Annotated in this window: 9 protein-coding genes; 3 read left to right on the top strand and 6 right to left on the bottom strand. The window is 56.5% G+C overall.

Translation table 11 applies throughout. The annotated features are described in order from the left end of the window. Nucleotides 1-543 precede the first annotated feature (543 nt). From BA177_RS01615 to BA177_RS01605, 3 genes are all read left to right on the top strand, one after another. Entirely contained in the window at nt 544-1908 is a 1365-nt protein-coding gene (locus BA177_RS01615) for a Na+/H+ antiporter NhaC family protein (protein ID WP_068612152.1), read from the top strand. A 21-nt stretch (nt 1909-1929) separates the two neighbouring features. Beyond that, nucleotides 1930-2376, top strand: a complete 447-nt coding sequence (locus BA177_RS01610) for a cupin domain-containing protein (RefSeq protein ID WP_082989766.1) — start codon at nt 1930-1932, stop codon at nt 2374-2376. 653 nt (nt 2377-3029) lie between these two features. Then, nucleotides 3030-4670 (top strand): SulP family inorganic anion transporter, encoded by a 1641-nt coding sequence (locus BA177_RS01605; protein WP_068612150.1) that lies wholly within the window; start codon nt 3030-3032, stop codon nt 4668-4670. Between the two features lie 403 nt (nt 4671-5073). On the opposite strand, the gene BA177_RS01600 is transcribed toward BA177_RS01605, so the two are convergent. From BA177_RS01600 to BA177_RS19130, 6 genes are all read right to left on the bottom strand, one after another. Then, nucleotides 5074-6180: a hypothetical protein gene (locus BA177_RS01600; RefSeq protein WP_197493271.1), complete on the bottom strand. Its 1107-nt coding sequence runs from the start codon at nt 6178-6180 to the stop codon at nt 5074-5076. 39 nt (nt 6181-6219) lie between these two features. After that, nucleotides 6220-7662: a COG4315 family predicted lipoprotein gene (locus BA177_RS01595; protein WP_068612148.1), complete on the bottom strand. Its 1443-nt coding sequence runs from the start codon at nt 7660-7662 to the stop codon at nt 6220-6222. A gap of 99 nt (nt 7663-7761) precedes the next feature. Beyond that, the gene (locus tag BA177_RS01590; RefSeq protein WP_068612146.1) at nt 7762-9099 is read right to left on the bottom strand and encodes a DUF1552 domain-containing protein; all 1338 of its coding nucleotides are present in this window, start codon (nt 9097-9099) and stop codon (nt 7762-7764) included. A gap of 68 nt (nt 9100-9167) precedes the next feature. Beyond that, nucleotides 9168-10877: a DUF1592 domain-containing protein gene (locus BA177_RS01585; RefSeq protein WP_068612144.1), complete on the bottom strand. Its 1710-nt coding sequence runs from the start codon at nt 10875-10877 to the stop codon at nt 9168-9170. A 475-nt stretch (nt 10878-11352) separates the two neighbouring features. Then, nucleotides 11353-14262 carry a TonB-dependent receptor domain-containing protein gene (locus BA177_RS01580; protein WP_197493270.1) on the bottom strand — a complete coding sequence of 970 codons (2910 nt, stop codon included), beginning with the start codon at nt 14260-14262 and terminating at the stop codon, nt 11353-11355. Nucleotides 14263-14748: 486 nt separating this feature from the next. Further along, the gene (locus tag BA177_RS19130; protein ID WP_082989764.1) at nt 14749-14937 is read right to left on the bottom strand and encodes a DUF418 domain-containing protein; all 189 of its coding nucleotides are present in this window, start codon (nt 14935-14937) and stop codon (nt 14749-14751) included. Nucleotides 14938-14963: the final 26 nt, after the last annotated feature.

Below are 14963 nucleotides of genomic sequence, written 5' to 3'. Positions count from 1 at the left end.
TAGCGAATGACCGAGAAGCCGAATTCTGCACATCACGCCTTTCGTATCGGTGCTGCCGGTTGCAATATCGGCGCCGCTCGATGCACACGTCTGGCATGCTTAGCGCTGGCCAGCCTTTACCGGACTTACCCTGTAAGACAGACTGCTTTGCATGGCAATCGGCCGACTTTCCATTAACCGTTCCGCGCTCAGGCCAACCCTGGGGCAGCACGGCTCCACCGGGAGCCGGCGGCCGAACGGCATTGCCACCTGATGATGAGCGATGCGGGGTTTTACGGCACTCAGCCGCTGGCAGTCCGGCTCGTTCATCGCATTCGGCGGTGTGCGGGCAACAATGAATTCCGCCGTAATGCCAGGCGCGCTGCATTTGATTTCTCTGCCGACAGGGCGGCGGCCCTGCGGTCGTCAATCCATGTCATCGGCTGGAAGCGGCTCGTTGCGACTGCCGCTGAGCCGGCGCTGACACAAGATGGTGCAATCTCACATCCGCTCGGGCGCGCCTGGCCTTAACAGCAATGGCGCAATGAAGGAGCTTCTGAAGTCATGATCGAATCCGGTTTCATTTCCCTTTTACCCACGCTGTGCGTGTTCGCGCTCGCGCTGTGGACGCGACGGCCGATCGAATCACTGGTCTGTGGCTCCATCGTCGGTTTGCTAATTCTGCACGGTGGCGGATTTATCAACGGCTTCGCCGAGTCCTCCATTCGCGTCATGACGAATGAAGATGTCGCGTGGGTCATTCTGGTTTGCGGTTTCATGGGCAGCTTGATCGGCATCCTGATCCGCACCGGCGCGACGGGGGCCTTCACCGAGCGCTTGTCAGCTCGCGTGCGTTCCGAGAAAGGTGCATTAATGGCCACGTGGGGTCTCGGCATCGTGATGTTTGTTGATGACTACCTGAACTCGCTGGCTGTCGGCGCCGCGATGCGGGAACTGACCGACAAGTACAAAGTCTCGCGAGAAAAGCTCGCGTACATCGTGGATTCCACCGCAGCACCAATCAGCGTCATTATTCCCTTCTCCACCTGGGGCGCTTTTTTCGCAGGACTGCTGGTAGCGAACGGTCTTGCCGAAGAAGGCGAGGGCCTGACGGTCTACATCAGCGCCATTCCCTATATGTTGTATGCCTGGGTAGCCATCTTCCTGGTACCGCTCGTGGTTGCCGGTATTGTGCCCGCGCTCGGGCCGATGAAAGCCGCAGAACGACGCGCCAAGGAGACCGGCGTGATGGTGCCACCGGAAGCCGCGCACATTGATAAAGCCAACAAGGCGATAAAACCAAAGGAAGGCATCCCACCCCGCATCGCAATGTTCCTGGTGCCGATGCTGGCGCTGGTGCTCTTCACCATCTGGTTTGACAAGGACTTCCTCAAAGGCATCTACGTGACGCTGGCGGGTACCGTCATTGCGATCCTCGCATTCCGGATTCTCGACCTGAACGATACCTTCGACACGGTCATCGACGGCTTCAAGACCATGGTTGAGCCGTTGGGTGTGCTGGTTGCGGCGTTCATACTCAATGATGTGAACGAAGCGTTGGGGCTCGCGGACTACGTTGTCGCCACCATGCAACCGTATCTCACCGCGGAGCTGCTGCCGGCCATAATCTTCTCGACCATGGGGCTGGTGTCGTTCATGACCGGCTCCAACTGGGGCGTATTCGTCATCATTCTGCCCATAGTCACCACGCTCTCACACAATCTCGGTGCCGACATGTCGCTCGTGATTGGTGCCACCTTGTCTGCCAGTACTTTCGGCAGTCACGCTTGTTTTTACTCAGATGCAACAGTGCTGACCGCACAATCCACCGGCTGTACACCCATGCAACACGCGTTAACCCAGATTCCCTACGCGTTGATTGCTGCGGTAATAACGACCGTCGGATTTCTCACTATTGCCTACATCTGACCTGACGATAGAGGATACGTAATGAAGAAAACACTAACCTTGGTTGCTGGCGTTATTTTGGCCGCTGGCACATTGGTCGCTGCGAATAACGATGTTGTGTTGCCTGCCAAGATGAGCAAGGCCGACATAGCAGGAGATATCTTCAAGCGGCCGGATATGATTGAAAAGAAGCATGATGACGGTCGCGTTACTCTGGATGTGACAACGCTGTTATCAAGCGACAAGAAGTTTGCGTCCGGCATGTACAAAGCCGGCAAGAGCCGCTTTGAGGCAACCGAACCTTACGGCGTGGACGAGTTCATGTATTTCCTGGAGGGCAGCGTCACCCTGACATCGTCAGACGGTTCCGTGCAGGTCATCAATGCCGGTGAAGCAGTCACCCTGCCGAAGGAATGGACCGGCATCTGGGAAACTGACGGGTATACAAAAATCTGGGTAATTTATTCCGAAGACGGCTCCGGGCTGTAAACCCGGCGGCTTCGCGCCATTCTGACTCGGGCGCAGCCGCCGGGTCTGTTGAGTGCGTTGCAAACCCTGTAATGGCGCCCGGGACGCGATGAAACACGCGCCCGGGCGCCAAACTGATTGCGGTTCGCTGGAGCTTCGCAATAGGCCGCGAGCATAGACTCACCCGAGTCAGCCCGCCTCCCTCACCCCAGCCCACAGTCACTGAAGCGACTCGCTGTCGCGTCAATTCTAAAAGGCCCCCGTCGGCCCGCAGTCGAGTTCCGGTGCAGCCGGTCGTCAGTACGCAGCTCGCTGCTACTCGGTTGCACTTGTTGGCTGTTCTACAAGCATGACTGCTGTACAGCGTTTTCTTCTGATGGCTGACAATGCAGTCAACAGGATTGTTCGAGGTCAAGGCCGCAGGTTTCCACTGACCTGTGTCAACGGACGATTGCGTGTCAGCAATTGAAGGGCAGCGACCACTCGGCCTGCACGTTGCAATTGGCAGACAAGGGACTTTGCCGTCGCGGATAATCCCGGGTGCGGGACAAGGTGAACTTTATCGTTACTCGTCCGGGGACTAAGATACAGGTGATGACCTCACCTCCCGATCTCAAAAACGCAGGTGCCGGATTCGCTTCTCCGGATACCTCGCGAACTCATGGACAATCATTATGAAGGGTGATTTCACACCCAAGCTGTTCTCTCTTGTTAAAGCAGGCATTTCGCGCGAAACGATACTCAAGGATGTAATGTCCGGCGTGATTGTCGGCATTGTGGCTTTACCCTTGGCGATAGCCTTTGCCATTGCTTCGGGGGTTTCACCCGAGAAGGGATTGGTGACGGCAATTGTGGCCGGCATCATTATTTCGGCGCTTGGTGGCAGCCGGGTGCAGATTGGTGGTCCCACCGGCGCTTTTATTGTCATTGTGTACGGCGTTGTCCAGGTCCACGGCGTTGATGGTTTGATCATCGCCACGTTCATGGCCGGCTTTATCATGATCGCATTCGGGTTGGCGCGATTCGGCAACTTTCTGAAATTCATTCCCTATTCGCTGATTGTGGGATTTACCAGCGGGATCGCTCTGATCATTTTTTCATCGCAGATCAAAGACTTTCTGGGTTTGCCAATAGCGGAGGTACCCGCTGATTTCTTCGACAAGTGGTCGGTGTACGTCACGCATTTGGATCAAGTTAACTACTATGCAGTGGCTATTGCAGTTACCACTGTGTTGATAACGTTCTATTTGCAGAAATTTATCAAACTGATCCCCGGCTCCATTGTCGCTATCCTGCTATCGACGTTGTTTGTGCAGTTTTTCAACATTCCGGTGGCGACGATTTATAGCCAGTTCGGCGAAATTCCGAATGCCATCAATATGCCGGGTCTACCGGCGATGGACTTCGAGACCGTTAAATCACTGATACAGCCGGCATTTGCCATTGCATTGCTGGGCTCGATCGAGTCCCTGTTGTCGGCGGTGGTGGCGGATTCCATGATTGGTGGCAAACACCGGTCCAACATGGAATTGGTGGCGCAAGGTGCTGCCAATTCTGCCTCTGCCCTGTTCGGCGGCATACCCGCCACCGGTGCCATTGCCCGCACCGCCACCAACGTCAATAACGGCGGCCGGACGCCAATCGCCGGGATAGTGCATGCGGTTGTCTTGCTGTTGGTAATGCTGCTGTTCGCACCATTGGCGAAGCTGATTCCGCTGGCCTGTCTGGCAGGTATCCTGGTTGTTGTCGCCTATCATATGAGCGAATGGCGTCAGTTCAGGTCGATCCTGAAAGGCGACAGGATTGATGTCATCATTCTCCTCACCACCTTTTTCCTGACCGTGGTTTTCGACCTCGTGATTGCCATTCAGGTCGGCATAGTGTTGTCGAGCTTTATGTTTATGAACCGTATGAGCCAATCCGTTCAGGTCAATAACATCAATATTGATCAAGGGCGGATGGAACGTCTGTTTGATGAAGAAGATCTGGAAATGCCGGAAGGGGTCGCCTTGTATGAAATCAACGGACCGCTGTTTTTTGGTGCGGCGCGGCAGTTTCAACACACGCTGACGCAGATTCCATCCTCGACCCGGGTGATTATTTTGCGGATGCGCTACATACCGTTGATTGACGCCACGGGCTATCAAACTCTGAAAGATATTATCAACAGTTTTCACAAGCAGGATATCCAGGTTATCTTGTCGGGCGTTCAAGATGAGCTGGTCAATGATTTTGAGCGCCATGGTGTCCTCCAGGTGCTCGACCGCAAATGGGTGGTGAAAGACATCAAGCAAGCGTTCCGCTTGCTGCATTGACGCGCGCCTTGCAGGGGGCAGGGCATGTCGCGACGGCTTGCGGGTCATTCACACGGCGCGCCGCGCGAACACGGCCTTGCAGCAGGTCAGGCCTACAACAAATAAGACAGTCGGTGAATTGGCCGGGGCAAAGTGACAACTGCGGCTCGTCGGGAGCTGGCGCAACGCCAAGCAACTAACCGGTATCTGCGTGCTCGGCGAGTACCGCCGGCACGGCAGACGAAACCAGCAGGTCTATTCATTCGGCACCGAACAGACCTGCCCGATTCTGACCGTCTGCCGGACGGCTGCTCGATCACACTCAATACGCAGCGGCAGTACCCGGCGGTTGCAGGAGTGTAATCGGCAGATGTCCGGGCTGTCGGCCCCGATCAAATCCAGATGACAGAAACTTTCACGCCGATCAGTTAGACGACCGAGCCATCTGATTCACATCTTCATTCGGCCGCATCACAAAGGTCTGGGTCATTTTCACTTCCAGCGCCATAGAGATCGCGGTGTTGACGCCGGTTTCCGGGTCAGGATAGGCATCTGCCAAACGGCGCAACGACGGATACTGGGCCGATGACGATTCCTGCCCGTAACTCTGATGATGCGTCGACCACGTCGTGTTCAGGTGATGATGGAATTTCTCGACGTCCACGTAGCCCCCGAGCATTCCTTCTGCCGATTCCGGCGTCAGGTTCAGATTGAAGCGAAGCGCCCGAAAAGTCTGATAACCGTTGGTATTGAACGTAGAGCCCCAGGGTATCTTGATCTTGTCAATCGGATCCGTGATGAGCACGCCGTCAACGATCTTGCCTTTGACTTCCTGAATGAACTCTCTGCCCCAACGAAGATCGACGTTCTGAGTTCCTCCAGCGACAAAATCTTCGCCGGTGGCATCTGCGAGCAAGCTGTCGGCGCTGCGATACGTGGTTACCGTTACGTCATCGTCGTTGCTCAGGTCGTCGACTTCTGACAACTCGATCATCCAGCGGTTATTGTTGTACCGCCACATGAACACGTTGATGAAATGCCGCAGCGAGCCTGCTGCCCGGTAGTTCATCGTGCAACCCAGCACACGGTACAACTCGTTATCGATGCCTTCTTCACCATCCGGGCTCGTGAAATCATTGGGGCCAACCTCCCCATCGAGATTCATTCCGAGAGAGATGTCCCCTTGCGCCTCATAAAACGGCAGTTCGCCAGGTTCGGTACTCGGATGCCAGTTTTGCCCTTCGCGCTTCAGCTGCGTTTCCATAACGGTTCGAACTTTGCCGTCATTGGGGAATAGTTTGGCATACAGCTCGCGCGGGCCATCGTTCAGACCGTTAGGGCATTCTGTGGCTTCTTCAGTTTCGTGGATAGCGAAGTTTCTGTATGTCAGTACGTAGCCGATCCGGCCATCGGGCGGCGCTTTTGCCTGCACGACATCACCGCTACCCAACAGGGTAGCCGCAACAGCGCCGAGCAATATCCGGCCCGAACCCGACAGGCCCGGCTTGGTAACTTTCCCACAATTATTCATTGGTCACTCCTCGGCGCGTGGATGGCTTAAACGCCGGCATTATCGTGAATATGCGTTGGACATGTAATCGTCGCGCAACCAAAACGCTTTGAAGCCGTTTCGGTAGCCGTTGAATTCACCGTACGCATCACCGTTGGCATCGCCCGGCACTTCGTCGCCGGTGAATGTGTACACGGGTCGATCGCGATACGCCCAGACGTGCATCGCCCCTTCCTCGTCTTCGCTGGCACGATGCCCGGTGTTCGGGTTGATGATCATCACGCTCCAGAGTCCGCTTTCGCTTGAGGCGTCCGTTGGCGCCGGAACGTAAGGGAAGGTGTTCCGGCAGATCTCCGGGTCGCCGTTGCCGCAGATCGCCAAACGGTATTCCTGCGGTGTATCGGGATGATCGCAAGCCAGCTGGTCGAAAGCGTCATCTGAGCAGTTGTATAGATAAAGGGTATTGCCGTCTGCATCCGCCAGTACGTGCCCTATGCGGGTTGATTGAACGGTAAAGTCTTCGGGCGGGAGCATCACACGCTGAGTGTAAACGTTGTTCCAGCCCGGCACGTCGCTGCCAATCAGGCTGATGGTACGCGGATCATTGTTATAGGTATAAAGCGGCTTGCCCCGGAAGGCCCACTGACCCACACCGGGGGAACGTTCGATGACGGTCCACTTGCCTTGCCCTACCGCGGTCTCCGGTGCCATCACGGGCGTCCAGTTGTCGAGGCAACTGTCGAAGCAATTCGACTTGTTCGGCTCGTCGCCGTCCCAACTGTAAACGGAATACCGATCCTCGGTGATAAGCATTCTTCCGGTCGCCATTGGAATTACTTCGAATATCGGCGGATGTGCCGAACGTGGGCCGACGGGCACTCGAACCGCGGGTGCATCACCGCCGCTCTCGATTTTCGTCCCGCCCAGCGTGTCGCCTTTTTTCTGATCGAGGATCGAAACGTACATTGGGTAACCGTCATAAGCCCACTGCATTGAGCCATCGCTACGTTCGACCAGTGTCCAGTCGCCAACGGGCTCAGCGCCTTCGGCGGCAATCACCGGCGGCCACACCTCAACGCAGCTGGGACGCTGATCGATATTCGGCAACACCAGGCCTGCCGGATAAGGGCTCATCAGGCCCGAGGTGACGGTCAATACTTCGTCCGTGCACTCGGACTTGCCGTCCTTGCGATCGCCGGTCGAGCCGTTACGCAGGTTTTCCAACGGCCACTTGTACAAAGTACGACCGTTGGCGTCGGCAAACACCGGGCCTTCAAGTTCGGTGACGACCACCTGGAAGCCAGCCGGCATCTTGGAGGCAACGTACTCTTCCTGCTCCGGGCTGGCAGGCGATTGCCAGTAATCCCAGGCCTGCAGGCTGGTCGGATCCGATTCGGCGGCAACAGAGGTCACCGTACCGGCCATTAAGATCACGGCGAGCAATGCGCTTTTTTGCGATACGGATGCGAATCCGCGACTGGCTGTGGTCACCTTTTTACTCATTATCTTTCATCACTCATAGCGTAATTCTTACCCTGAACGTTGCGCGCGCCGCAGGCCCTTTGCGGGCTGCCCGGCGAGGTTCATTTACCGCGATTCAGGTCAGGCCAGTATTTCGCCGACTTCAGCTGAGGTCCGGTTACTTTTGGTGCCCCACGACGGCGTATCCACACCCATCAGGCGCAATGCGGTATAACCAACCCGTGTACCTGCGCCGCCTTCCAGATCGACGTGTATACCGGTTTTGACTTTGCCGCCCGCGCGTCCGGCGGTGAATACCGGCATGCCGTCCATGCTGTGCATCCGCGCATAACCGTGGTCGGTGGTCGCGTAGATAAGAACGTTATCCAGCAGCGTGCCGTCACCTTCTTTGACCGTCGTGAAGGCCGACACGAATTCGGCCCAGCTCTCCATCGCGCGACGTGTGAACCAGGATGCGTTTGGCTGATAGCCCAGCTGCGCATCAATGGGTTCTTCGTGCGTAGTCGTGTGATGCGGCTTTTCATAGCCGGGCTTGATAATGGCCGACGCGGCGGATGAGTAAGCCATATTGAAGACACGAGTCTGATCGCATGCCAAGGCCATGACCATCAAATCAGTCATCATACGATGGCGCAGCGCGACTGATTCCGCTGTCTTGTCCATCGGTGGATCCGAGATCGGCGCTTCGCCTGGTCGGCAACCTGCGATTGGCTCAGGCTTTTCAAGCCGCTGAGCGAACTGATTCTCCAGTTGTCGCAGACCGGAAAAATACTGGTCGAGGCGTTGACGATCTTCCGCGCCCACGTTGCGCATCAGCGATCGGGTCTGATCCATAACCCCGGACAGTACGCTCTTGCGAACCCGGACCTGTGGATCGGGATTGAAAGTCGTGGCATTCGGGTCCGGGAATTCCGGGCCGAACAAGCGGTTGTAGAACTGCAGTGGCGACCATTCCGGAGAATTGGGCGTCGTGGAGTTTTCGAAACTATAGGTAGTACGGACGTCGGCGTTGGCCGTCGCTGTTAGTGAGCGGAAGCGCGTCGTACGGCCAATCTGGTTGGCAATAGTCACGTCAATGGTTTCGCCGGGGATGGTCTTGCCGTCCATTGGCGCCACGCCGGTTCGACCAATCACCCAGCCGGTGTAGTGGCACGGGTTCGGCGCGTCATCCGGGAATGCGGTTGCATTCGTGAACAGATTGATGTGCTGCTTCACCGATGCCCACGAAGCGATTTCTTCGGGCAGGTCGTAGTCCGGGCCGGTTTTCTTGGGAACGAAGACATTCGCCGTCATTCCGAGGCCGTAACCCCAGGTCCCGAAGCGGACCGGCATCGGCGCGCCGGAAGCGAGAGCAGTACCGTTCTCGTTCAAAAAGCAATTCAGGAGCGGCAATGCAATCGATACCGCACTCCCATTCACCATTCCACGTAACACACGGCGCCTGCTCAACTTCTTCATTTAATCTCTCCTGCAGCGTTGCTGGCTGCTTCTTGAACGTTTCGCTCAGTTATTCTGGCTTATTGCGTCTAATGCGCGGTATTCCGCGTCATGGTAAGAATCTCTTGTTCGCTGGTATCCGGTTGCTCGCCGCCATCCGGTTCTTCTTCGAACGGCGGAGGCGTCCAACCGGCCACCACTCTCGAAAAGGCATCGCTTAACGCGATTTGGCGCAGCAGATCCGGGAATCGGTAGCCCTCCGCTGCGAATTTCTCGTTGAAATACGTGAGCAGGAGGTTTTCTTCGGCGCCGGCGGGTCCACCGGAACCATAGCTGTAAACGCGCTGGACCAAACAACTCGGCAAAGCCGGGTTGTCACGCAATGCCGCAGCCAGGCCGACAACGTTTTCGAACTCCACACCATCCAGGTTGCCGCTGGCATCAATCAGTACGCCGTTCTCGGTTTCCTGATGGCGACCTTCACCGTTGAAGTTTTCAAGCGCCAGGCCCATGGGATCCGTGATGCGGTGGCAACCGGCACACGATGGCGTCTCAAGATGCGCTTCGACACGCAGCCGCTGCGTAGGGTAGTGCGAGTCAGGGTTCGACAACGCCGAGAAATCGACATTCGGTGGTGGCGGCGGCACGTGCTGGCATAACAGGACTTCGCGCAATGCCGCACCACGCAGCGTCGGAGAGCTGCGGCCCGGGTGAGAATGTAAAGTAAGGAAGCTGATCTGTGTCAGCAAACCGGCCCGCAAACTATCGTCCGGAAACGTGTAAGGCGTCCAGCCGGCTGGTGCGGGCATCTCGTACAGCACCGCCAGTTCGGGCGAAATGAAGGTCGATCTGGTCGTGTACAAATCTCGATAGTCTTTCTGATCATCGATCAGGTGCTTGACCACCGTGCGCAAGGTCTGCTCGCGCGCGGCATCCGCCGTCACACTGGTGAAGGCTGGATAGATCAATGGATCTTTCGAGAGTGTGTTGAAGTCGTCGAAAGCGAACATGTCGTCAAAAAATGCACGCACACCGGCTTCCAATCGAGGGCTTGCCAACATTCTGTCGACAGCGCGGGCACGACCTTCTTCCGTCTGCAATTCGCCGCTTTCTGCGGCGGTCAGTAATTTGTCATCCGGGCTGGCATTCCAAAGGAAATAGCTAAGGCGCGATGCAAGCGAATAAGCATCGAGCCGCAGTTGGCCCGGGTTGTCCGGATCCGGTTCAGCGTTCTCGACGACGAACAGCAAATCAGGACTGATCAACATGCCTTCCAGCGCGGTTGCCAGACCGGTATAGAAGTTGTTTAAGCTGGTGGCGCCCTCTTCAGCACTGGCGACGTACGCGCCGATTTCTTCATCCGTCAACGCCCGGCGGAACAGCAGTCGTCCCGTCTGCGACAGGAATTTTTCTGCACATGCGTTGTCGGCTGCATCTTCCGCTGCCGGTTTGCAAGGGATCAGATAATCGCGATGCTCTTCGTTCACCACCTGCGCCGCAGCACTGGCAGCGGCACGCTGAAACTGCTCGAGCTGTGAAGTATTGACGCCGGCAATTGCGGCACCGTTCGCCAGCAGACCATCCGTTCGCGCTGCAGGTGAAAACTCACCCTGAGTGTGAACGCTCGGTCCAAATACGTACTTTAGCGAGTTAATGTACTGGGCCGTCGTAATCAGCCGCATGCGTGGCTCGGTACCCGGCGCTTCGGGTTCGCCCGGACCTGAACACGCGACAAGGGTGACCGCAGCCAGCAGTCCAATTGCGGTCCCGCGGACCGTCGTTTTCAAAAGCGAATGCACCTGTCTGTTCTCCTGCTAGCGAGGCCGATCCGAATCAAACGTTACAGAAATGTTGGACTGATTGGCAAGTTCTGTGACACGTCATTTGACCGAATGCCTGCATTGTTTTTCCCTATGACTAAGGAGCATCCTGAACTTTCCGTTCGGGATACTCGAAGCGCAAAAACAAGGCTGAGATCCCCCCCAGCGAATACGCTTATATATTTAAGTGTGAAGCAAGGTTGCGTAGTAGCCCCCGCTTCTGCCGCCATCGAAGTGCGCATGCTTTTGGCATAACGCCCCTCACTTCTCCAGCTGCATTTTTGCTCTGCTTTATCAATTGTTGCCGCTGTGACGGTCCGGCCATGAGCGAGGATCTGCCAGGCCGGCCGCACAACGGCGATTTCAATCGCGGTGCCCCTTTCGGCCGGACAGGCCGAACGGGGCACCTTGAAGGTCTGGCCGTAGTCAGACCCTTCGATCGATTGCTACCGTCTTAAAAGCTCACGCGCACACCGGCACGCAGCATCCGACCGAGGCCGTTGTAAAACTGGGCATTGCCCGGTCCGAAGATGCCGCCCGCAATAAGCGGTGGGTCTTCATCAAGCAGGTTCTCGGCGACAAAGAATACCTCGGTTGAATCGTCAAACATTGAATAGTTGAACGAAAGATCGAAGTACGTCACTGAATCGACGTGATTGTTGTTGATTGTCGGATTCGCTGCCGTAGACGTCGGACAATTCGTAGCGCATTCAATAAGGTTGTTATTGTAAACGCCGGAACCGATGCCCCGCATAGTCAGAGTTGCGCGGAGCGGATGACTGTCATAAGTCGCGGACATGAGATAACGGAAGTCCGGACCAAACAACGTGAAACCGGCTCCGGTTCCCATATTGTCCGCGTTAACGCCGGCGCCGTCAGTGACAACACCGAAACTGTCCTGCGTTTCGAGTGTGTCCACAAACGTGGCCAAAGCGCGCAATGACAGATCCCCGTCCAGGCCGGAGAAAATGCCGGACATCGGGAACGTGTAACTCAGCTCGACATCAACACCACTTGTTGATTGCGAGTTAACGTTTGCCGGCTGTACATGGACAAACTCCACGGAACCGTCGGGAGCAAAGTCGATGAAGTCACACAATGCCTGATCACCGGCGAAGCACCGGGCGACATAGCCGTCGCGGCCCAGCGTTGCGATCGCGCCTTCAATATCGATGCTGTAGTAGTCAACGGACGCGGCAAAGCCGGGCAGGAATGACGGCGTGAATACGGCGCCAATACCGGTCGTATCGGCTTCTTCAGGCTTAAGATTCGGGTTGCCGGTTGTCCGCGACGATACGCCGTGCGTTGTGCCACTGAACGGATCGTCCAGAGGCGTCGCCGCGCCGAAAAGACCGGCGTCAAACAGCTCACCCAAATACGGTGCCCGGATATCGCGCGAACGGGTCACACGAAAGCGGATGTCTTCTACGGGCGACCAGCTCGTGCCGACCTTCCAGGTAGTGACCTTGCCGGAAGTGCTGTAGTCCGTCCAACGTACCGAAGCATTCAGGTCCAGCAAATCAGCGAAAGGCTGACCGTTTGCCAAAGGTACAACAGTCTCGAGGAAACCTTCCGTAACGTCGTACTTACCTGAGGTACCGTGATAGTTGGCGACAAGGAAGCTGTCCGCTTCATCGAGGTCACTTGCGGTGCCGCTCAGCTTTTCTGTCCGATGCTCAAGGCCGAAGGCAACAGACACAGGGCCTGCCCAGCTCGAGAACGGTTCGCCCGCAGCACTCATGGCAAAGACGTCCTGTTCAAGGAGCGTATCGGCCCAGCCGGTGCCGACAACATAGCCAACCGCCAGTTGCGAGTTCACACCCATACCCATCGGGTTATAAGGGTGGCAAGCCGGATCGTCATTGGATGGGTCAGCATCGGCATTGATGCGGCAAACGATCTGGCCGCCAGACTCGACGGCATCTACAGCTAAGCGGTAGCGTGGAACGATCTCATTGTTGGTCGATCTGGAGATGATGTCGTGCTGACTCTTCGAGTAGTACGCATCCCACTGCCAGTTGCTGTCCGCAAAGTTTACTTCACCTTCGATACCTGCCACGTAACGCTTCAACGTGCGATCGTTTCGTGCGCCGAAGTTGGGCAAATCGAAATTCGTCGTACCCAGGGTAAACGACGGGATACCGGCTGCCGTCATTTCCGCCTGTACAGCTGCGGGAATAAACGGGTTGCCCGAAAGGATGGTGACGTTGCCCAGGTTGAAATTGGGCGCAGACTGCTTGTTTTCGCCTTCCGTATGCGCCCAGTGCACCGTCGCGTAAGCGGTGGTGGAGCTGCCAATATCGTATCTGACGTGTGAGAAAGCTGTATCGCGTACCAGTTGCAGTGCCAGGCTCATGTCCGTGTTCACTCGGGACTGCTCCCAGTCACCACCGACCATCACCGGACCACTTATAAGAGAGCCAAACTGGAACGAAGCGGGTGTCCCGCCTTCCAGGAACTGGGTGCCGCGTAAAGGACACGCCACTCCGGGTGCTGTCGCGCAGCCGACAATCAAACCACCGCGGGTGGCGACGGACAGGCCCGCATCCGTGACGGTCAGGTGTCGCGGCTGGCCATTGCCGGGTGCGTAATCCGGGTTGCTTATGAAAGCATACGATGTCTGAGCCCAATCCCGGTCGTTGTACGGGATAGCCGCCTGATAAGCATGTTCGGCATTGAACAGAAAGTGCCCGCGACCATCGGCGAACGGCAAGCCTGCGGTGAAGGTGCCCATGACGTTCTCACCATCGCCGTGAGTCGTTGCACCACCCTGAACACTGCCCTTAAAGCCGGTGTAGTCGGTATCCAGAATAAAATTGACCACGCCTGCAAGTGCATCAGAGCCGTACGCGGCGGATGCACCACCGGTAACCACTTCGACACGCTCGATCAAGCCGCTGGGAAATTCGTTGGTATCGACGGCACCGCCGTTGTTGTCGCGATTACGGTACTGCGAGGTCACGATACGCTTGCCGTTCAGCAGCGTCAGTGTCCGGTTCGGACCGAGCCCCCTGAGGCTCAGGGTATTAACACCGGCAGAACCGCCGCTGATGGTGGTGGAAGCATTGCGAGTGGTGACGCTGCCCGAGAACATCGGCAGCCGGTTAACTGCGTCTGCAACTACGGTTACGCCCATTTCATCGAGCGATTCCTGGCCGAGGACAGTGACCGGAGTCGGCGACTCGAAGCCATCACGTACTACGCGTGTACCGGTAACGGTAACCTCTTCCAGAGGTTCATCGTTGGCACTCTGACCAGCCGTGTTCTCCTGCGCACCGGCCGTACCGATTGCAAGCATTACCGCAACCGGCAATAATCCGGCGCCGGCTTTTCTCAAGCCCTGACGTCCATCTTTAAATTTCATTTGCCACGCTTGAGCGCACGGCGGACGTACTACATCCCTTCCCATCTTCGGTTTTCCCCCCAGGTTGCAAGAACTTATTTTTCCGATCGAACGATAAATTTTGTTTCTCGTTGTAATTTTGTTGCGCGAGTTATATCACAAAATTTGCGAGAGTTATAAATTTTCCGTGTCATATTTTATTCGCGGCGGGCGAACGGAGCGAAGTCGAACCGATCACCCGGAGGGAACCGCCGTGGCATAGCGGCTGGCATGCGACGGTCATCGCTGCATATCGAACGAGTCCTCGCCAACGACGCTGCAAGCACTCGCGGCGTCTCGCGTTGCCACTGTCATTGACTCATCGAGCGAAGCGGGGAATACCTCTGATGCGCTTGTTTCCGTGCGGCGGCTACCCCGCAGGCCCGGACGGGCAACGTCCGGTGCAATCAGTAACCTGACCCGTACGCGCATGCACATTCGGGTCGGCCGGTTTTGTGCAAGCAGAGTTTAGTGACTTGATACTCTGCCGTAACTAAGCCGTTTCCATATTGCTTCCAAAGGCCCCTGAGGTCTCCTATGCAGCCAAAGGTGACTGAGCCGCCATTGAACCAACAGAAACAGGCCCGCGACCAACGGTATGGAATAGAAGGGAAACTGGCCCATTAGGCCAAAGCCGTAGCCAAAAAACAGCAGCACGCAGACTAAAGTGGTCTACTAAATCC

The organism is Woeseia oceani (genome assembly GCF_001677435.1).
GTDB classification, from domain to species: Bacteria; Pseudomonadota; Gammaproteobacteria; order Steroidobacterales; family Woeseiaceae; genus Woeseia; species Woeseia oceani.
Note: the sequence above shows the minus strand (reverse complement) of the source record. Positions and strands in the feature narration are given on the sequence as shown.

Bases quoted from the DNA above. Each gene is read 5' to 3' on its own strand.
- BA177_RS01615 (WP_068612152.1), top strand. From the start codon at position 544: ATGATCGAATCCGGTTTCATTTCCCTTTTACCCACGCTGTGCGTGTTC.
- BA177_RS01610 (WP_082989766.1), top strand. From the start codon at position 1,930: ATGAAGAAAACACTAACCTTGGTTGCTGGCGTTATTTTGGCCGCTGGC.
- BA177_RS01605 (WP_068612150.1), top strand. From the start codon at position 3,030: ATGAAGGGTGATTTCACACCCAAGCTGTTCTCTCTTGTTAAAGCAGGC.
- BA177_RS01600 (WP_197493271.1), bottom strand. From the start codon at position 6,180: ATGAATAATTGTGGGAAAGTTACCAAGCCGGGCCTGTCGGGTTCGGGC.
- BA177_RS01595 (WP_068612148.1), bottom strand. From the start codon at position 7,662: ATGAGTAAAAAGGTGACCACAGCCAGTCGCGGATTCGCATCCGTATCG.
- BA177_RS01590 (WP_068612146.1), bottom strand. From the start codon at position 9,099: ATGAAGAAGTTGAGCAGGCGCCGTGTGTTACGTGGAATGGTGAATGGG.
- BA177_RS01580 (WP_197493270.1), bottom strand. From the start codon at position 14,262: ATGAAATTTAAAGATGGACGTCAGGGCTTGAGAAAAGCCGGCGCCGGA.